The organism is Escherichia sp. MOD1-EC5495 (assembly GCF_002965965.1).
GTDB lineage: Bacteria > Pseudomonadota > Gammaproteobacteria > Enterobacterales > Enterobacteriaceae > Escherichia > Escherichia ruysiae.
In genome coordinates this window covers 9,495-26,243 of sequence record NZ_PTRI01000035.1, presented here as the reverse complement: position 1 = coordinate 26,243, position 16,749 = coordinate 9,495, and the positions used below count along the sequence as shown (strand labels likewise).

26 protein-coding genes are annotated in these 16,749 nt (G+C 49.2%); 6 read left to right on the top strand and 20 right to left on the bottom strand.

Annotated features, from left to right (window positions below; all coding sequences use genetic code 11):
- Window positions 1-381: 381 nt before the first annotated feature.
- Complete coding sequence (locus BEG40_RS20640) at window positions 382-936, top strand: gamma carbonic anhydrase family protein (protein ID WP_123058483.1); 555 nt, start codon at window positions 382-384, stop codon at window positions 934-936.
- Here the strand turns inward: BEG40_RS20640 and BEG40_RS20635 are convergent.
- The 6 genes from BEG40_RS20635 to dprA are packed head-to-tail and all read right to left on the bottom strand — an operon-like array spanning window position 912 to window position 4,706.
- Window positions 912-1,169: a DUF1488 family protein gene (locus BEG40_RS20635; RefSeq protein WP_001070586.1), complete on the bottom strand. Its 258-nt coding sequence runs from the start codon at window positions 1,167-1,169 to the stop codon at window positions 912-914. The genes BEG40_RS20640 and BEG40_RS20635 overlap by 25 nt on opposite strands.
- Window positions 1,166-1,984: a shikimate dehydrogenase gene (aroE, locus tag BEG40_RS20630; RefSeq protein ID WP_105286035.1), complete on the bottom strand. Its 819-nt coding sequence runs from the start codon at window positions 1,982-1,984 to the stop codon at window positions 1,166-1,168. The genes BEG40_RS20635 and aroE overlap by 4 nt, the downstream gene beginning before the upstream one ends.
- 4 nt (window positions 1,985-1,988) lie before the next feature.
- On the bottom strand, window positions 1,989-2,561 hold the full coding sequence (tsaC, locus tag BEG40_RS20625; RefSeq protein WP_105286032.1) for an L-threonylcarbamoyladenylate synthase type 1 TsaC: 573 nt from the start codon (window positions 2,559-2,561) through the stop codon (window positions 1,989-1,991).
- Between the two features lie 4 nt (window positions 2,562-2,565).
- Window positions 2,566-3,108, bottom strand: coding sequence for a DNA topoisomerase family protein (locus BEG40_RS20620; protein ID WP_010357255.1), 543 nt, complete (start codon window positions 3,106-3,108; stop codon window positions 2,566-2,568).
- Between the two features lie 28 nt (window positions 3,109-3,136).
- Window positions 3,137-3,610 carry a DUF494 family protein Smg gene (smg, locus tag BEG40_RS20615; RefSeq protein ID WP_000460672.1) on the bottom strand — a complete coding sequence of 158 codons (474 nt, stop codon included), beginning with the start codon at window positions 3,608-3,610 and terminating at the stop codon, window positions 3,137-3,139.
- Window positions 3,582-4,706 carry a DNA-protecting protein DprA gene (dprA, locus tag BEG40_RS20610; protein WP_105286031.1) on the bottom strand — a complete coding sequence of 375 codons (1,125 nt, stop codon included), beginning with the start codon at window positions 4,704-4,706 and terminating at the stop codon, window positions 3,582-3,584. The genes smg and dprA overlap by 29 nt, the downstream gene beginning before the upstream one ends.
- A 129-nt stretch (window positions 4,707-4,835) precedes the next feature.
- Between dprA and def the strand changes: the two genes are divergently transcribed.
- The 5 genes from def (at window position 4,836) to mscL (ending at window position 9,586) form a co-directional block, all read left to right on the top strand.
- Complete coding sequence (gene def, locus BEG40_RS20605; RefSeq protein WP_000114984.1) at window positions 4,836-5,345, top strand: peptide deformylase; 510 nt, start codon at window positions 4,836-4,838, stop codon at window positions 5,343-5,345.
- A 14-nt stretch (window positions 5,346-5,359) separates the two neighbouring features.
- Complete coding sequence (fmt, locus tag BEG40_RS20600; protein ID WP_105282826.1) at window positions 5,360-6,307, top strand: methionyl-tRNA formyltransferase; 948 nt, start codon at window positions 5,360-5,362, stop codon at window positions 6,305-6,307.
- A 51-nt stretch (window positions 6,308-6,358) separates the two neighbouring features.
- Window positions 6,359-7,648 carry a 16S rRNA (cytosine(967)-C(5))-methyltransferase RsmB gene (gene rsmB, locus BEG40_RS20595; protein WP_105286030.1) on the top strand — a complete coding sequence of 430 codons (1,290 nt, stop codon included), beginning with the start codon at window positions 6,359-6,361 and terminating at the stop codon, window positions 7,646-7,648.
- A 21-nt stretch (window positions 7,649-7,669) separates the two neighbouring features.
- On the top strand, window positions 7,670-9,046 hold the full coding sequence (gene trkA / locus BEG40_RS20590) for a Trk system potassium transporter TrkA (protein WP_000691382.1): 1,377 nt from the start codon (window positions 7,670-7,672) through the stop codon (window positions 9,044-9,046).
- A gap of 129 nt (window positions 9,047-9,175) precedes the next feature.
- On the top strand, window positions 9,176-9,586 hold the full coding sequence (gene mscL / locus BEG40_RS20585) for a large-conductance mechanosensitive channel protein MscL (RefSeq protein ID WP_000022446.1): 411 nt from the start codon (window positions 9,176-9,178) through the stop codon (window positions 9,584-9,586).
- Here the strand turns inward: mscL and arfA are convergent.
- The 14 genes from arfA to rplR all read right to left on the bottom strand — a co-directional run bounded on the left by arfA (window position 9,583) and on the right by rplR (window position 16,749).
- Entirely contained in the window at window positions 9,583-9,801 is a 219-nt protein-coding gene (arfA, locus tag BEG40_RS20580; RefSeq protein WP_000092701.1) for an alternative ribosome-rescue factor ArfA, read from the bottom strand. The two genes, mscL and arfA, sit on opposite strands and share 4 nt — an antisense overlap.
- A gap of 55 nt (window positions 9,802-9,856) precedes the next feature.
- Entirely contained in the window at window positions 9,857-10,282 is a 426-nt protein-coding gene (gene zntR, locus BEG40_RS20575; protein WP_000285592.1) for a Zn(2+)-responsive transcriptional regulator, read from the bottom strand.
- 10 nt (window positions 10,283-10,292) lie between these two features.
- Window positions 10,293-10,661: a DnaJ family domain-containing protein gene (locus tag BEG40_RS20570; RefSeq protein WP_105286029.1), complete on the bottom strand. Its 369-nt coding sequence runs from the start codon at window positions 10,659-10,661 to the stop codon at window positions 10,293-10,295.
- A 106-nt stretch (window positions 10,662-10,767) separates the two neighbouring features.
- Window positions 10,768-11,151, bottom strand: coding sequence for a 50S ribosomal protein L17 (gene rplQ / locus BEG40_RS20565; RefSeq protein WP_001216368.1), 384 nt, complete (start codon window positions 11,149-11,151; stop codon window positions 10,768-10,770).
- Between the two features lie 40 nt (window positions 11,152-11,191).
- On the bottom strand, window positions 11,192-12,181 hold the full coding sequence (locus BEG40_RS20560) for a DNA-directed RNA polymerase subunit alpha (protein WP_001162094.1): 990 nt from the start codon (window positions 12,179-12,181) through the stop codon (window positions 11,192-11,194).
- 25 nt (window positions 12,182-12,206) lie between these two features.
- Complete coding sequence (rpsD, locus tag BEG40_RS20555; RefSeq protein ID WP_000135224.1) at window positions 12,207-12,827, bottom strand: 30S ribosomal protein S4; 621 nt, start codon at window positions 12,825-12,827, stop codon at window positions 12,207-12,209.
- Between the two features lie 33 nt (window positions 12,828-12,860).
- On the bottom strand, window positions 12,861-13,250 hold the full coding sequence (gene rpsK, locus BEG40_RS20550; protein WP_001029684.1) for a 30S ribosomal protein S11: 390 nt from the start codon (window positions 13,248-13,250) through the stop codon (window positions 12,861-12,863).
- A gap of 16 nt (window positions 13,251-13,266) precedes the next feature.
- Entirely contained in the window at window positions 13,267-13,623 is a 357-nt protein-coding gene (rpsM, locus tag BEG40_RS20545) for a 30S ribosomal protein S13 (protein ID WP_000090775.1), read from the bottom strand.
- A 146-nt stretch (window positions 13,624-13,769) separates the two neighbouring features.
- Window positions 13,770-13,886: a 50S ribosomal protein L36 gene (gene rpmJ, locus BEG40_RS20540; protein WP_000868187.1), complete on the bottom strand. Its 117-nt coding sequence runs from the start codon at window positions 13,884-13,886 to the stop codon at window positions 13,770-13,772.
- Between the two features lie 31 nt (window positions 13,887-13,917).
- Window positions 13,918-15,249 (bottom strand): preprotein translocase subunit SecY, encoded by a 1,332-nt coding sequence (gene secY, locus BEG40_RS20535; RefSeq protein ID WP_001118861.1) that lies wholly within the window; start codon window positions 15,247-15,249, stop codon window positions 13,918-13,920.
- A gap of 7 nt (window positions 15,250-15,256) precedes the next feature.
- Entirely contained in the window at window positions 15,257-15,691 is a 435-nt protein-coding gene (rplO, locus tag BEG40_RS20530; protein WP_001238917.1) for a 50S ribosomal protein L15, read from the bottom strand.
- Between the two features lie 3 nt (window positions 15,692-15,694).
- Complete coding sequence (rpmD, locus tag BEG40_RS20525; protein ID WP_001140433.1) at window positions 15,695-15,874, bottom strand: 50S ribosomal protein L30; 180 nt, start codon at window positions 15,872-15,874, stop codon at window positions 15,695-15,697.
- A 3-nt stretch (window positions 15,875-15,877) separates the two neighbouring features.
- Complete coding sequence (rpsE, locus tag BEG40_RS20520) at window positions 15,878-16,381, bottom strand: 30S ribosomal protein S5 (protein WP_000940122.1); 504 nt, start codon at window positions 16,379-16,381, stop codon at window positions 15,878-15,880.
- A 14-nt stretch (window positions 16,382-16,395) separates the two neighbouring features.
- Window positions 16,396-16,749 carry a 50S ribosomal protein L18 gene (gene rplR / locus BEG40_RS20515; protein ID WP_000358960.1) on the bottom strand — a complete coding sequence of 118 codons (354 nt, stop codon included), beginning with the start codon at window positions 16,747-16,749 and terminating at the stop codon, window positions 16,396-16,398.

Below are 16,749 nucleotides of genomic sequence, written 5' to 3'. Positions count from 1 at the left end.
AATCCGTATCTTCGAGTGCCCACACAGATTGTCTGATAAATTGTTAAAGAGCAGTTGCGACGCGGCTTTCAGCTCACTGTCGCGAGGTGGCGTATATTACGCTTTCCTCTTTCAGAGTCAACCCTGAATTTCAGGATTTTTTCTCTTCGTTGTTACGAACATCTTGTGAAGTGTTTCACGTTGTCGTCTCAACGGAGGCGCATTATAGGGATCCCAATTTTTTGCACAAGCACTTTTTTGATCTTCTTTTCTGTTTGTTGTTTTTTCATCCTTTTTGCTGCATTCACATGCAAAATGGCGCATTTTTACATAGCAAAACACTTGCGCAAGGCTAATAAAGCACCCAAAGTCATAGATAAATCATTTTTCGTTGAGGTAAGTATGTCAGACACTCTACGCCCATACCGGGATCTTTTTCCACAAATCGGTCAGCGAGTCATGATCGACAGTAGTAGTGTGGTTATTGGTGATGTTCGGTTGGCCGATGATGTGGGGATCTGGCCACTTGTTGTAATTCGTGGTGATGTTAATTATGTTCAGATCGGCGCCCGAACCAATATCCAGGATGGCAGCGTTTTACACGTGACCCATAAATCAACGGCTAATCCACAAGGCAATCCGTTGGTCGTCGGCGAAGACGTTACGGTTGGACATAAAGTGATGCTCCACGGCTGCACCATTGGCAATCGTGTGCTGGTTGGGATGGGCTCAATTTTACTTGATGGCGCAATAGTAGAAGATGATGTGATGATTGGGGCGGGTAGCCTTGTCCCACAAAATAAACGGCTGGAGAGCGGATATCTGTATCTCGGTAGCCCCGTCAAGCAGATCCGCCCGTTAACTGATGAAGAAAAGTCTGGGTTACGCTATTCAGCTAATAACTACGTGAAATGGAAAGACGAGTATCTGGATCAAAGCAACCAAACCCAACCTTGATCATCTTCGCTTTGAGCCTGAATTAAGCTTTCTGCTTCTTCTTCCAGGTCCCAGCGATGCTGACGAAAATTCGCTATGTACTGTTCTGGCGTATCCCCTGTAAAGCGATTCGCCAGACTTTCGCCAGTAATTGCACAAGTCAGTTGCATACCGTTCACCAGAGCGGGAAAACATACGCATTTTTTGCTCTCATTCCACTCCTCCCTGTCTGGAAACTGGATGGCCTGATTCACGCTGACAACTCCTGTTGCAATTGTTTGATAACTGGTTCTACGTCAGGCAGGACACCATGCCAAAGAAGGAAAGCATGTGCCGCCTGTGCCACCAGCATTCCTAATCCATCAGCATTACGCTTTGAGCCTTGCAGCTCACACCATGTCAGAAAAGGCGTTTTCCCTTTCTGATAGAACATGTCATAACAACAAATACCTGGATGAATAAGCGATGCTGGAATCGCTGGAATATCACCACTAATGCCACTGGATGTCGCGTTAATAATAAGATCGAACTCGTGACCTTCCAGTTCGTCCATACCCAACGCCTGAACACTTCCAGTGTGCGCAAACAATTTTGCTAACTCTTCCGCGCGGGAAACCGTCCGATTAGTAATTGTTACCGCACAGCCCAGGGAAAGGAGCGGCAGTAATACACCACGAGACGCCCCGCCAGCGCCAATAAGCAGAATACGTAAGCCAGAGCGGATAAAAGAGAGACGTTCCAGATCGCTTAACAAACCTACGCCATCGGTATTGTCACCCAGCAGGCGTCCATCTTCTAACCGCTTGAGGGTATTAACAGCGCCAGCCAATGCAGCCCGTTCAGTGAGTGCATCCGCTCTGGCAAAAGCCTCTTCTTTAAAAGGCACTGTCACATTCGCACCTTTACCACCAGCGGCAAAGAATGCATTCAGTGTGTTGATGAAATCATTAATGGGTGCCAACACGCGCCCATAGGGATGTTCAATATTCAGCTGCTGCGCAAATTGCTGATGAATGAATGGCGATTTGCTGTGGGCTATCGGATTACCAAAAACAGCATAGGTTTCCATCAACTTACCCATGTCGAAACAATTCACCCGTCAGGGCATCGCGGATTTCTGAAGGATTTAAACGCCCCCCCGTCTCACCAGGCACAACCGGGAACTCCGCACCAAATTGTGCGCGAACTTCGTCGACTGTTCGACAAGGTGGCAATCCACTCAAGTTGGCACTGGTAGAAACCAGCGGTTTACCATAAGCCTGGCACAAAGCAATCACCAACGGATGGTCGGTGACTCGTACAGCAAGCGAATCAAAGCGGCCTGTTAGCCAGCGCGGTGTTGTCGCCGGCGCGGGAAAGACAAAGGTAACTGGACCTGGCCAGCGAGAAAAAATGGATTCACGCTGCGCGTCCGTCAGCATACTGTCATCAATATAAGGTTTGAGCTGCTCGTAATTTGCCGCGATTAAAATCAGCCCCTTATCAACCGGACGCTGTTTTAACTCCAACAGTCGCATCACTGCTGTTTCGCTATCAGGATCGCACCCAACACCGAAAACGGCTTCCGTTGGATAGGCGATGACACGTTCTTCATTGAGGACATCTATCGCAGCTGCGATAGCGTCTCCTTGCAGGTTATTATTCACGTTATTATTCCGCCGAAACCGGCTTTCCACATTGTTTACTGGCACAAAAGTGTTTAACACCCTGCGCGGTTTTCTTTTCGATGAGTAGCGGATAATGACACTCAGGGCATTCTCCAGCTATGGGTTTGAAGTTAATGGCAAATTGACACTCCGGGTAGCGATCACAGGAATGGAATGTTTTGCCATAACGGGAGCGGCGCTGAACCAGATGGCCCGTCCGACATTGGGGACATGTAATTGCCGTTTCGTCCGGTTTATCAATAAGTTCAGTATGTTCGCATTCAGGGTAGTTACTGCAGCCAATAAACATACCAAAGCGTCCCTGGCGTAATACCAGATTTGCGCTACATACAGGGCAAACCTGCCCCTCCAGAACTTTGACGATATGTCCATCCGCTGAAGACTTCAGAGGACGGACGTAGTCACACGCCGGATACTGTGAGCATCCAAGAAACGGACCGTGTTTCCCGGATCGAATAACCAGTTCAGCCCCGCACTTTGGGCAGGACTCATTATTACGCACCGTGAACAGTGCTGATTTCGCCATAACAACTTATGCTGAATTAAAGAAATAATTAATGCAGCATACCTTCATTCACTTCAAAGAGTAATTCTTCCATTTGCTGGTACGCATTTTCGCAGCCCGGAATGTTGAATAACACCATCAGGATTACCCATTTCAGGTCTTCCAGGTCGAACTCTGCGGTATCCAGCGCGAGCACTCGCTCTATCACCATTTCACGGGTTTCAAGGTTAAGCACCTGAATTTGCTCAAGGAAAAGCAGAAATCCACGACAGCTGGCATCCAGTCTTTCGCACTCTTCAGGGGTATAAATACGCATGGAGAGTGGATCAGAGGCCAGTTGCATCGGTTCTGCCAGTCCTTCCTGATAATCAGCAAGCTTTTCCAGCCAAAGCAGGGCATTGTAGATATCTTCTCGATCAAATCCTGCGTCGGTAAGATCCTGTTCAAGTTTGTCTTGATCCACACGCAACTCAGCTTCTGTGTGAATATAGGTTTCAAACAAATACATTAGTACGTCGAACATGGCATGCCCTCCTCAATCGGACATAGCCGCCGGGTACTGCTGCGATCCACCCTGCTAACTCCAGTTCTAGTAGTTGAGTAACTACCTCTGGCACAGGTTGGCCGGCACGTTCAGCGACGACGTCAACAGGTGTTACCTCATCTCCTACGTTAGCCAGGAGCTCAGGAAATGGCAATGCCACGTCTTCCTGATCTGGTGAATAAAATGAATTTTCAGGGGCATCTGGCAACCAGTGCAGTCCGTATTGCAAATTTTCCAGAATTTCTTCCGGTTCCGTCACAAGAGTCGCTCCTTGTTTTATTAACCAGTGAGACCCTTCGCTTCCCGGACTCCCTAATGGACCGGGCAAGGCAAAAACTTCTCGCCCCTGTTCAAGCGCACAACGTGCTGTCACCAAAGAACCACTGCGTAAAGCAGCTTCTACCACCAGTACACCTTTACTTAGACCACTGATAATGCGATTTCTTCGCGGGAAATTGTAAGACAGTGGTGGAACATCCAGCGGAAATTCGGAAACGATCGCGCCTCCCTGTTCAAGCAGACTAGCGGCGAGTTGGATATGGCGACGCGGATGAATGGTATTGAGTCCATTTCCCAGCACCGCAATACTAACGCCATTTACCTGTACCGCCGCTTTATGCGCCACACCATCGATTCCACGCGCCAGTCCACTGGTAATCGTTACGCCACGTGTCGCCAGCGATTCGCAAAATAATCGTCCCCAGCGTTCGCCATACCATGAATGAGCACGACTTCCCACGACGGCAAGCTGAAATGATCGCAATGCGGGAAGCTCCCCGGCAACAAACAGAGCTCCGGGATAATCAACCGTTGCGAGAAGTTGAGGAGGGTAAAATTCGCTATCCGCTGGGATAAAATGATGGTTAGGTTGCTCAAGCCACATAAGCGCACTATCCAGACTCTTCTGCGAAAAAGAGAGGAAACGCTGTGCCTGTCGTAAGGAAAGCCCTACTTGTTGCAATATAACAACATCAATGTGTGGTAGTTTCGCCAACGCGTGAGCCATACGGACCATATCATCGCCGTACAAGCTGCTGATGCTCATCAGACGCAGCCAAATTTCTGTATCGACCATCCTTATCTCCCTGCCATAAGCAGCCTTAGCAATCTTTGCGATTGGTCAGTGATGCTGTCAATCAGAGGGGGATTTGTCTAGAATAGAAGAAATAATCTTTCTAACTCCTGAACACATCTCTGGAGATTTATGTCAGTTTTGCAAGTGTTACATATTCCGGACGAGCGGCTTCGCAAAGTTGCTAAACCGGTAGAAGAAGTGAATGCAGAAATTCAGCGTATCGTCGATGATATGTTCGAGACGATGTACGCAGAAGAAGGTATTGGCCTGGCGGCAACCCAGGTTGATATCCATCAACGTATCATTGTTATTGATGTTTCGGAAAACCGTGACGAACGGTTGGTGTTAATCAATCCGGAGCTTTTAGAAAAAAGCGGCGAAACAGGCATTGAAGAAGGTTGCCTGTCGATCCCTGAACAACGTGCTTTAGTACCGCGCGCAGAGAAAGTGAAAATTCGCGCCCTGGACCGCGACGGTAAACCATTTGAACTGGAAGCAGACGGTCTGTTAGCCATCTGTATTCAGCATGAGATGGATCATCTGGTTGGCAAACTGTTTATGGATTACCTGTCACCGCTAAAACAACAACGTATTCGTCAGAAAGTTGAAAAACTGGATCGTCTGAAAGCCCGGGCTTAAGGATAAGAATTAACGTGTCAGAATCACTACGTATTATTTTTGCGGGTACACCTGACTTTGCAGCGCGTCATCTTGACGCGCTGTTGTCTTCTGGACATAACGTTGTTGGCGTGTTTACCCAACCTGACCGACCAGCAGGACGCGGCAAAAAGCTGATGCCCAGTCCGGTCAAAGTGCTGGCTGAAGAAAAAGGCTTACCCGTTTTTCAGCCTGTTTCCTTGCGTCCACAAGAAAACCAGCAATTGGTCGCCGATCTACAAGCTGATATTATGGTTGTCGTCGCTTATGGGCTGATTCTGCCTAAAGCTGTGCTGGAGATGCCACGTCTCGGCTGTATCAATGTTCATGGTTCACTGCTGCCTCGCTGGCGCGGTGCCGCGCCAATCCAACGTTCGTTATGGGCGGGTGATGCAGAAACTGGCGTGACCATTATGCAAATGGATGTCGGTTTGGACACCGGCGACATGCTTTATAAACTCTCCTGCCCGATTACCGCAGAAGATACCAGTGGTACGCTGTACGACAAACTGGCAGAGCTTGGCCCACAAGGGCTTATCACCACGTTGAAACAACTGGCAGACGGCACGGCGAAACCAGAAGTTCAGGACGAAACTCTTGTCACTTACGCCGAAAAGTTGAGTAAAGAAGAAGCGCGTATTGACTGGTCACTTTCGGCAGCACAGCTTGAACGATGCATTCGCGCTTTCAATCCATGGCCAATGAGCTGGCTGGAAATTGAAGGACAGCCGGTTAAAGTCTGGAAAGCGTCGGTCATTGATACGGCAACCAACGCTGCACCAGGAACGATCCTTGAAGCCAACAAACAAGGCATCCAGGTTGCGACTGGTGATGGCATCCTGAACCTGCTCTCGTTACAACCTGCGGGTAAGAAAGCGATGAGCGCGCAAGACCTCCTGAATTCTCGTCGGGAATGGTTTGTTCCGGGCAACCGTCTGGCCTGATAGTCCACTCTTCTAAGCCCGGTCTTGCCGGGCATTTTTATTTTTATACTTATGAAAAAACAACGTAATTTACGTAGCATGGCGGCCCAGGCCATTGAACAAGTCGTCGAGCAAGGGCAATCATTAAGCAACATTCTGCCACCGCTACAGCAAAAAGTTTCCGATAAAGACAAAGCACTTCTTCAAGAGTTGTGCTTTGGCGTACTGCGTACGCTCTCACAGCTAGACTGGCTGATTAATAAGTTAATGGCCCGTCCGATGACCGGCAAACAGCGGACCGTGCATTACCTGATTATGGTCGGACTGTACCAACTACTTTATACCCGTATTCCGCCACACGCCGCGCTTGCGGAAACAGTTGAAGGCGCAGTTGCGATTAAACGCCCGCAGCTTAAAGGGTTGATTAACGGCGTATTACGCCAGTTCCAGCGTCAGCAAGAAGAGTTATTAGCCGAGTTTAATGCCAGTGATGCACGTTATCTACATCCTTCCTGGTTGCTGAAGCGTCTGCAAAAAGCGTATCCAGAGCAGTGGCAATCTATCGTTGAAGCCAATAACCAACGCCCGCCGATGTGGCTGCGCGTTAATCGTACGCATCATTCTCGCGATAGCTGGATTGCACTTCTGGAAGAAGCAGGCATGAAAGGCTTCCCACATGCGGATTACCCGGATGCTGTACGCCTGGAAACACCCGCGCCGGTTCATGCGCTACCAGGTTTTGAAGAAGGATGGGTTACCGTTCAGGATGCATCAGCACAAGGTTGCATGACCTGGCTTGCTCCACAAAACGGTGAACACATTCTGGATCTTTGTGCCGCCCCCGGCGGTAAAACAACACATATCCTTGAGGTGGCACCAGAAGCGCAAGTGCTGGCGGTTGATATTGACGAACAGCGCCTTTCTCGCGTTTACGACAATTTAAAACGCCTTGGTATGAAGGCAACCGTGAAACAAGGTGATGGCCGTTACCCTTCCCAATGGTGCGGCGAGCAACAGTTTGATCGCATTTTATTAGATGCGCCTTGTTCGGCAACCGGTGTAATTCGTCGCCATCCGGATATTAAATGGTTGCGTCGCGACCGCGATATCCCGGAACTCGCGCAGTTGCAGTCTGAAATTCTTGACGCCATCTGGCCGCATTTAAAATCCGGTGGAACCCTGGTTTATGCCACCTGTTCGGTGTTACCGGAAGAGAATAGCCAGCAGATTAAAGCCTTTTTGCAACGTACGGATGATGCCGTACTTTGCGAAACAGGAACACCAGAGCAACCTGGTAAGCAAAATCTGCCAGGCTCCGAAGAAGGCGACGGCTTCTTTTACGCTAAGCTAATCAAAAAGTGATGAGATAACGGGTCGCGACTGATGAAAATTATCATTCTGGGTGCCGGTCAGGTTGGCGGCACGCTGGCGGAAAACCTGGTTGGTGAGAACAACGATATTACCGTTGTCGATACTAATGGTGAGCGTCTGCGAACCTTGCAGGATAAATTTGACCTGCGTGTTGTGCAGGGGCATGGCTCTCATCCACGCGTATTGCGGGAGGCCGGTGCCGACGACGCCGATATGCTGGTTGCTGTAACCAGTTCAGATGAAACTAATATGGTTGCCTGCCAGGTAGCCTACTCACTTTTCAACACCCCTAATCGCATCGCTCGTATCCGCTCGCCGGACTACGTTCGAGATGCTGATAAGCTATTCCATTCTGATGCCGTACCGATTGATCATCTGATCGCACCAGAGCAGTTGGTTATCGATAATATTTACCGACTGATTGAATATCCCGGCGCATTGCAGGTGGTGAACTTCGCTGAGGGTAAAGTCAGCCTGGCTGTGGTTAAAGCCTATTATGGTGGCCCGCTGATTGGTAATGCACTTTCGACCATGCGCGAACATATGCCACATATCGATACTCGTGTGGCAGCAATTTTCCGCCACGATCGCCCCATTCGTCCGCAAGGTTCGACCATCGTTGAAGCTGGTGATGAAGTGTTCTTTATTGCCGCTTCACAACATATCCGCGCGGTGATGAGCGAATTACAACGTCTGGAAAAACCGTATAAGCGGATTATGCTGGTAGGCGGCGGCAATATCGGCGCTGGACTGGCGCGTCGTCTGGAAAAAGATTACAGCGTCAAACTCATCGAACGTAATCAGCAGCGCGCAGCCGAATTGGCGGAAAAGTTGCAGAATACTATCGTCTTTTTTGGCGATGCGTCGGATCAGGAACTGCTGGCTGAAGAACATATTGATCAAGTTGATCTGTTTATTGCCGTCACCAACGATGACGAAGCCAATATCATGTCCGCCATGCTTGCCAAACGTATGGGGGCGAAAAAGGTGATGGTGTTGATCCAGCGTCGCGCTTATGTGGATCTGGTTCAAGGAAGCGTGATCGATATTGCGATTTCACCGCAACAAGCAACTATTTCCGCGTTGCTTAGTCATGTGCGAAAAGCTGATATTGTTGGTGTTTCCTCACTCCGTCGAGGTGTGGCTGAAGCTATTGAAGCTGTTGCTCACGGTGATGAGAGCACTTCTCGTGTTGTTGGTCGGGTTATTGATGAAATTAAACTGCCGCCTGGGACAATTATCGGTGCGGTGGTACGTGGAAACGACGTGATGATTGCTAATGATAATTTACGCATTGAGCAAGGCGATCACGTAATTATGTTCCTCACAGATAAAAAGTTTATTACCGACGTCGAAAGACTCTTCCAGCCAAGCCCTTTCTTTTTGTAATTAATAAGGCGTCTAATGACGCCTTATTATTTCCCTTTGCTTATCAAGGATTAATTAAATTCATTCCTGGCAGGAAAATAGCTTAACATTTGTTAGACTTATAAATGTCAGTTTCATAGGGAGAATAACATGAGCATTATTAAAGAATTTCGCGAATTTGCGATGCGCGGGAACGTGGTGGATTTGGCAGTGGGTGTCATTATCGGCGCGGCATTCGGTAAGATTGTCTCCTCACTGGTTGCCGATATCATCATGCCGCCACTGGGTTTATTAATTGGCGGGATCGACTTTAAACAGTTTGCTGTCACATTACGCGATGCGCAGGGGGATGTACCCGCTGTTGTTATGCATTACGGCGTCTTCATTCAAAACGTATTTGATTTCCTGATTGTTGCCTTTGCCATCTTTATGGCGATTAAGCTAATCAACAAACTGAATCGGAAAAAAGAAGAACCAGCGGCGGCTCCAGCACCAACTAAAGAAGAAGTATTACTGACAGAAATTCGTGATTTGCTGAAAGAGCAGAATAACCGCTCTTAACAAGCGCCAGAAAGCAGAAGGCCAGTGGTAAAAAAGCGATTCACTTTCTTGCCACTGGCCTCCCAGTTCCCCCGATTGCCATGTTTTCCTTTTCGCATATAGCTGCCTTTCCCTTTTTTATTTTTCTCTACGCGTTGTCTGAACAGGGGGTCATGCAGTAATGCTTCTATCGCATTATCCTTTATCTGCCCTTTAGTATGCTGATATCGGCTCATAAAAACTCCAGTTGGTTGTTTAACGGCGCGAGTGTAATCCCGCCAGTGCAATAAATCAACAGCCACTCTTAACGCCACTCGCTCCTTGCTCAAGAGCTTCAAGAATCGAGCAATAAACGCTGCTATGAGCCGTCCCACAACAGGCATCATTAAGCCGTTGCAGAGAACGTTGCATACTCTGCAACTCGGCTATCCGCGCTTCCACTTCCTGTAATCTTTCCTGCACAATGCCTTTTGATTCCTGACAGGTATGGTGTTCAGGATCGATACGGATCGACAGTAATTCTCGGATCGACTCAAGGCTGAAACCGAGCTGTCTGGCGTGACGAATAAACTTCAAACGTCGGAGATCGCTTTCGGTATAAAGACGAAAACCACCTTCGGTACGTACTTCATGATCCATCATTTGTTGCTTTTCGTAATAACGAATCGTGTCAGGCGTTGCTTCCGCAAGTTTTGCCAGCTCACCAATGCGATACATATTTACTCCATTAGTTATCATTGATTTTATTCAACAATTTTTCAGCATACACGCCAGGTAAAAAATCGGTGCTCAATCCTGCTTGTCGCAGCTTTAACTCCAGTAATAACAACCGACGACTAATCTCATGATATTGCGGATCGTCCTGGCGAATGCCTTTGAGGATATCCAGAAGTTGAATTGCCTCCTTTCGCTGTTCAAGTTCTGGAGGTAAGTAACCGGCATTCTTCAACAAGCGATACCCCGCACGTAATTCCGGTGGCACGTGGGAATCATCATCAAGTATCAATGGTTCGCCGCTACCTGGCAGGTTATCAAACTCACCTTTCGCTTGCGCTTCTGATATATGGCGCTCTGCCCACTGGTCAAGTAACCACATAAATACTCCAGGGGATGAACAAAAAGAGTACAGCTATTGTAGATAAGTGGGGATACTACAGGTATAAAAAAACCCGCCGGGGCGGGTTTTTTTACGTTGCTTCAGATTACTCTGCAGCAGCTTCTGCTTTCTCTGAACGATCAACCAGCTCGATGTAAGCCATCGGCGCGTTGTCGCCTGCACGGAAACCACACTTCAGAATACGAGTGTAACCACCGGCACGGCTCGCGAAACGCGGGCCCAGTTCGTTAAACAGTTTTGCCACGATCTCGTTATCACGAGTACGGGCGAATGCCAGACGACGATTAGCAACGCTATCAGTCTTGGCAAGAGTAATCAGCGGCTCAACTACGCGGCGCAGCTCTTTCGCTTTAGGCAGAGTCGTCTTGATGATTTCATGACGAACCAGTGAACCTGCCATATTGCGGAACATAGCCTGGCGATGGCTGCTGTTGCGGTTCAGTTGACGACCACTCTTACGATGGCGCATGACCTTATCCTTCTCAGTAAAACCTTAACCTGTGATCCGGTTACTCGTCAGCGATGCTTGCCGGTGGCCAGTTTTCCAGGCGCATACCCAGAGACAGTCCACGGGAAGCCAGCACGTCTTTAATCTCAGTAAGAGATTTTTTACCAAGGTTAGGCGTTTTAAGGAGCTCAACCTCGGTACGCTGTACCAGATCACCGATATAGTGGATAGCTTCTGCTTTAAGGCAGTTAGCAGAGCGGACAGTCAATTCCAGATCGTCAACAGGGCGCAGCAGGATCGGATCGAACTCTGGTTTCTCTTCTTTCACTTCCGGCTGACGTACATCACGTAAGTCAACGAAAGCTTCCAGTTGTTCAGCCAGAATGGTTGCCGCACGACGAATCGCCTCTTCAGGATCGATTGTGCCGTTGGTTTCCATTTCGATGACCAGCTTGTCCAGGTCGGTACGCTGTTCTACACGCGCTGCTTCAACATTGTAGGCAATACGCTCTACAGGGCTGTAGCATGCGTCGACCAGCAGACGGCCGATTGGGCGCTCATCTTCTTCCGAATGAATTCGGGTAGAAGCCGGCACATAACCACGACCGCGCTGAACTTTGATACGCATGCTAATAGACGCGTTCTCATCGGTCAGGTGGCAGATCACGTGCTGCGGCTTGACGATTTCGACATCACCGTCGTGGGTGATATCGGCTGCAGTCACAGGGCCAATGCCAGATTTATTCAAGGTAAGAATAACTTCATCTTTGCCCTGAACTCTCACCGCCAGCCCTTTCAGGTTGAGCAGGATTTCCAGGATATCTTCCTGAACGCCTTCTTTGGTGCTGTACTCATGTAGTACACCATCAATCTCAACCTCGGTCACCGCGCAACCCGGCATCGATGAGAGCAGAATACGGCGCAGTGCGTTACCCAGAGTATGGCCAAAGCCACGCTCTAAAGGCTCAAGGGTCACCTTGGCGTGCGTCGAACTCACTTGCTCGATATCAACCAGGCGCGGTTTTAGAAACTCTGTCACAGAACCCTGCATTGTGTCCTCTCTTTGGTACTAAGCTTTACTTGGAGTAAAGCTCGACGATCAGGTGTTCGTTAATGTCCGCAGACAGATCAGAACGCTCCGGCTTACGCTTAAACGTACCTTCCATCTTGCCAGCATCAACTTCCAGCCAGGTTGGCTTTTCACGCTGCTCAGCCAGCTCCAGAGCGGCTTTCACGCGAGACTGCTTCTTCGCTTTCTCACGAATGCTTACAACGTCATTCGGACTAACCTGATAAGAAGCGATGTTAACAACACGACCGTTTACCATAATTGCTTTATGGCTAACCAGCTGACGTGCTTCTGCACGAGTGGCACCGAAGCCCATACGGTATACAACGTTGTCCAGACGACCTTCCAGCAGAGCCAACAGGTTTTCACCGGTGTTGCCTTTCAGACGTGCTGCTTCTTTATAGTAGTTACGGAACTGACGCTCCAGCACACCATAGATACGGCGAACTTTTTGCTTTTCACGCAACTGCACACCATAGTCAGACAGACGCGGTTTACGCGCACCGTGCTGGCCAGGAGCTTGTTCAATTTTACACTTGGTATCGATCGCGCGAACGCCAGACTTAAGGAATAAGTCGGTGCCCTCACGACGGCTCAGCTTGAGCTTAGGACCCAAATATCTTGCCATTTTCTTTCTCCAACAAACCTGGAAAACGAAGCGTTATACGCGACGTTTTTTCGGCGGACGACAACCGTTATGAGGGATCGGAGTCACATCAGTAATGTTAGTGATGCGGAAACCTGCGGCGTTCAGAGCACGAATAGTAGATTCGCGGCCTGGACCCGGACCTTTAACCATAACTTCCAGATTCTTGATGCCGTATTCTTTCACGGCGTCAGCGCAACGCTCTGCTGCAACCTGAGCTGCAAACGGAGTGGATTTGCGAGAACCACGGAAACCGGAACCACCGGCAGTTGCCCAACCCAACGCGTTACCCTGACGATCAGTGATAGTCACGATGGTGTTGTTGAAAGAAGCATGGATATGAGCCACGCCGTCAGAGACTTGTTTTCTTACACGTTTACGTGCACGAATTGGTGCCTTTGCCATTATTCAATCACCCCGATTATTTCTTGATCGGTTTGCGCGGACCCTTACGGGTACGTGCGTTGGTCTTGGTACGCTGACCGCGAACCGGGAGACCACGACGATGACGCAAACCGCGATAGCAACCAAGATCCATCAGGCGCTTGATGCTCATGCTGATTTCACGGCGCAGATCACCTTCAACGACAAATTTGGCAACTTCGTCACGCAGCGTGTCGATTTGTCCTTCAGACAGCTCACTGATCTTAACATCTTCAGCGATACCCGCTGCAGCCAGGATGGCTTTGGAACGGGTCTTGCCGACGCCATAAATCGAAGTTAATGCGATTACGGCATGCTTATGATCAGGAATGTTAATGCCTGCTATACGGGCCACTATGCACTCCTACTATTTAATATGTACGTTCCATGCTGAAAAGCCCGTTTTCAGGATACTCAAATGGAAACGCACAGACATACAAAAGATTGGCTGGCTAATCTAGCCAGCTCAACCCAACTTTGCAAGAAAAATATGCGAATAAATCAGCCTTGGCGCTGTTTATGCTTCGGCTCGGCACTGCAAATCACACGGATGACACCATCACGCTTAACGATTTTGCAGTTACGGCATAATTTCTTGACGGAAGCACGAACTTTCATTTTTACTCTCCGTAACTTCTCGGGCGACCAATTATCGGCCGTAGCCTTTCAGGTTCGCCTTCTTCAATGCAGACTCATACTGACTGGACATCATCAGAGTTTGCACTTGAGCCATAAAGTCCATAATCACGACAACAACGATAAGCAGTGAGGTCCCACCGAAGTAGAACGGTACTTTCATTGCATCACGCATGAACTCCGGGATCAGGCAGATAAAGGTAATGTACAACGCACCAACCAGGGTCAGACGGGTCATTACTTTATCGATATACTTCGCCGTTTGCTCTCCCGGACGAATTCCTGGTACAAATGCACCGGACTTCTTCAGGTTATCTGCTGTTTCACGCGGGTTGAAAACCAACGCCGTGTAGAAGAAACAGAAGAAGATGATTGCAGACGCATAGAGTAACACATAAAGCGGTTGCCCAGGCTGCAAATACAGCGAAATTGTTGTCAGCCAGTTCCAACCAGTACCGCCCCCGAACCATGACGCGATGGTCGCCGGGAACAGAATAATACTGGAAGCGAAGATTGCCGGGATTACCCCCGCCATATTCACTTTCAGCGGTAAATGTGTGCTCTGTGCAGCATAGACACGACGACCTTGCTGACGTTTCGCGTAGTTTACCACAATGCGGCGTTGACCACGCTCAACAAATACAACAAAGAACGTCACTGCAAATACTAATACTGCAACCAACAGCAACACGAGGAAGTGCAGGTCGCCTTGACGCGCTTGCTCGATAGTATGGGCAATGGCTGGCGGGAGTCCCGCGACAATACCGGCGAAGATAATGATTGAAATACCGTTGCCGATACCTCGTTCAGTGATCTGTTCGCCCAACCACATCAGGAACATGGTTCCCGTGACCAGACTTACAACAGCGGTGAAGTAGAATGCAAAGCCCGGGTTAATAACCAGGCCTTGCATACCAGGCATATTCGGCAGACCGGTAGCAATACCGATCGACTGGAATATTGCCAGCACCAGAGTACCGTAACGGGTGTACTGGCTGATCTTACGACGACCAGACTCCCCTTCTTTCTTAATTTCTGCCAGCGTTGGGTGAACCACCGTCAGCAGCTGGATAATGATCGACGCCGAAATATACGGCATGATCCCCAGAGCAAAGATAGAAGCACGGCTGAGAGCACCACCAGAGAACATGTTAAACATCTCAATGATGGTGCCTCGCTGTTGCTCAAGCAGTTTGGCAAGTACAGCGGCATCAATACCAGGGATCGGAATAAAAGAGCCAATACGGAACACAATCAGCGCACCGATAACAAACAGCAGTCTGCGTTTCAGCTCGCCTAAGCCACCTTTGGCACTTTGAAAATCTAATCCCGGTTGTTTAGCCATCTGCTACTTATTCCTCGATTTTACCGCCAGCAGCTTCGATAGCAGCACGAGCGCCTTTAGTAACACGCAGGCCACGAACAGTTACCGGAGTAGTTACTTCGCCAGCCAGGATCACTTTCGCGAACTCGATCTGGATACCGATAATGTTAGCCGCTTTCAGCGTATTCAGGTCTACAACACCGCCTTCTACTTTAGCCAGGTCAGACAGACGAACTTCGGCTGTAATCGCTGCTTTACGAGAAGTGAAGCCGAATTTCGGCAGACGACGGTACAGAGGCATCTGACCACCTTCGAAACCGCGACGTACGCCACCGCCAGAACGAGATTTCTGACCTTTGTGACCACGACCACCGGTTTTACCGAGGCCAGAACCGATACCACGACCCAGGCGTTTACCCGCCTTTTTGGAGCCTTCGGCCGGAGACAGAGTATTTAAACGCATCTCTTACTCCTCAACTTTAACCATGAAGGAAACCGCGTTGATCATACCGCGAATAGCAGGAGTATCCTCGCGCTCTACGGTGTGACCAATACGACGCAGACCCAGGCCAAGCAGCGTTGCCTTGTGTTTCGGCAGACGACCGATTGCACTGCGGGTTTGAGTAATTTTAATAGTCTTTGCCATGGTTTATTTCCCCAGAATTTCTTCAACGGATTTACCACGCTTGGCAGCGACCATTTCTGGAGAACTCATATTTTCCAGGCCATCAATAGTTGCACGAACCACGTTGATCGGGTTGGTGGAACCATATGCTTTAGCCAGAACGTTATGAACCCCAGCGACTTCCAGAACGGCGCGCATTGCACCACCGGCGATGATACCGGTACCTTCGGAAGCCGGCTGCATGAATACGCGAGAACCCGTGTGAACACCTTTAACAGGGTGTTGCAGAGTGCCGTTATTCAGCGCGACGTTAATCATATTGCGACGGGCTTTTTCCATCGCTTTCTGGATCGCTGCTGGAACTTCACGCGCTTTACCGTAACCAAAACCAACGCGACCGTTACCATCACCAACTACAGTCAGAGCTGTGAAGGAGAAAATACGACCACCTTTAACGGTTTTAGATACGCGGTTTACCGCGATCAGCTTTTCCTGCAGTTCGCCAGCTTGTTTTTCGATGTGAGCCATCTTACACCTCTACCTTAGAACTGAAGGCCAGCTTCACGGGCAGCATCTGCCAGTGCCTGGACACGACCATGATATTGGAACCCGGAACGGTCAAAGGATACATCTTTGATGCCTTTTTCCAGAGCGCGTTCAGCGACAGCTTTACCCACAGCTGCAGCCGCGTCTTTGTTACCGGTGTACTTCAGTTGTTCAGCGATAGCTTTTTCTACAGTAGAAGCAGCTACCAGAACTTCAGAACCGTTCGGTGCAATTACCTGTGCGTAAATGTGACGCGGGGTACGATGTACCACCAGGCGAGTTGCGCCCAGCTCCTGGAGCTTGCGGCGTGCGCGGGTCGCACGACGGATACGAGCAGATTTCTTATCCAT

Bases quoted from the DNA above. Each gene is read 5' to 3' on its own strand.
- BEG40_RS20640 (WP_123058483.1), top strand. From the start codon at position 382: ATGTCAGACACTCTACGCCCATACCGGGATCTTTTTCCACAAATCGGT.
- aroE (WP_105286035.1), bottom strand. From the start codon at position 1,984: ATGGAAACCTATGCTGTTTTTGGTAATCCGATAGCCCACAGCAAATCG.
- BEG40_RS20620 (WP_010357255.1), bottom strand. From the start codon at position 3,108: ATGGCGAAATCAGCACTGTTCACGGTGCGTAATAATGAGTCCTGCCCA.
- smg (WP_000460672.1), bottom strand. From the start codon at position 3,610: ATGTTCGACGTACTAATGTATTTGTTTGAAACCTATATTCACACAGAA.
- dprA (WP_105286031.1), bottom strand. From the start codon at position 4,706: ATGGTCGATACAGAAATTTGGCTGCGTCTGATGAGCATCAGCAGCTTG.
- def (WP_000114984.1), top strand. From the start codon at position 4,836: ATGTCAGTTTTGCAAGTGTTACATATTCCGGACGAGCGGCTTCGCAAA.
- rsmB (WP_105286030.1), top strand. From the start codon at position 6,359: ATGAAAAAACAACGTAATTTACGTAGCATGGCGGCCCAGGCCATTGAA.
- trkA (WP_000691382.1), top strand. From the start codon at position 7,670: ATGAAAATTATCATTCTGGGTGCCGGTCAGGTTGGCGGCACGCTGGCG.
- mscL (WP_000022446.1), top strand. From the start codon at position 9,176: ATGAGCATTATTAAAGAATTTCGCGAATTTGCGATGCGCGGGAACGTG.
- arfA (WP_000092701.1), bottom strand. From the start codon at position 9,801: ATGAGCCGATATCAGCATACTAAAGGGCAGATAAAGGATAATGCGATA.
- zntR (WP_000285592.1), bottom strand. From the start codon at position 10,282: ATGTATCGCATTGGTGAGCTGGCAAAACTTGCGGAAGCAACGCCTGAC.
- BEG40_RS20570 (WP_105286029.1), bottom strand. From the start codon at position 10,661: ATGTGGTTACTTGACCAGTGGGCAGAGCGCCATATATCAGAAGCGCAA.
- rplQ (WP_001216368.1), bottom strand. From the start codon at position 11,151: ATGCGCCATCGTAAGAGTGGTCGTCAACTGAACCGCAACAGCAGCCAT.
- BEG40_RS20560 (WP_001162094.1), bottom strand. From the start codon at position 12,181: ATGCAGGGTTCTGTGACAGAGTTTCTAAAACCGCGCCTGGTTGATATC.
- rpsD (WP_000135224.1), bottom strand. From the start codon at position 12,827: ATGGCAAGATATTTGGGTCCTAAGCTCAAGCTGAGCCGTCGTGAGGGC.
- rpsK (WP_001029684.1), bottom strand. From the start codon at position 13,250: ATGGCAAAGGCACCAATTCGTGCACGTAAACGTGTAAGAAAACAAGTC.
- rpmJ (WP_000868187.1), bottom strand. From the start codon at position 13,886: ATGAAAGTTCGTGCTTCCGTCAAGAAATTATGCCGTAACTGCAAAATC.
- secY (WP_001118861.1), bottom strand. From the start codon at position 15,249: ATGGCTAAACAACCGGGATTAGATTTTCAAAGTGCCAAAGGTGGCTTA.
- rplO (WP_001238917.1), bottom strand. From the start codon at position 15,691: ATGCGTTTAAATACTCTGTCTCCGGCCGAAGGCTCCAAAAAGGCGGGT.
- rpmD (WP_001140433.1), bottom strand. From the start codon at position 15,874: ATGGCAAAGACTATTAAAATTACTCAAACCCGCAGTGCAATCGGTCGT.
- rpsE (WP_000940122.1), bottom strand. From the start codon at position 16,381: ATGGCTCACATCGAAAAACAAGCTGGCGAACTGCAGGAAAAGCTGATC.
- rplR (WP_000358960.1), bottom strand. From the start codon at position 16,749: ATGGATAAGAAATCTGCTCGTATCCGTCGTGCGACCCGCGCACGCCGC.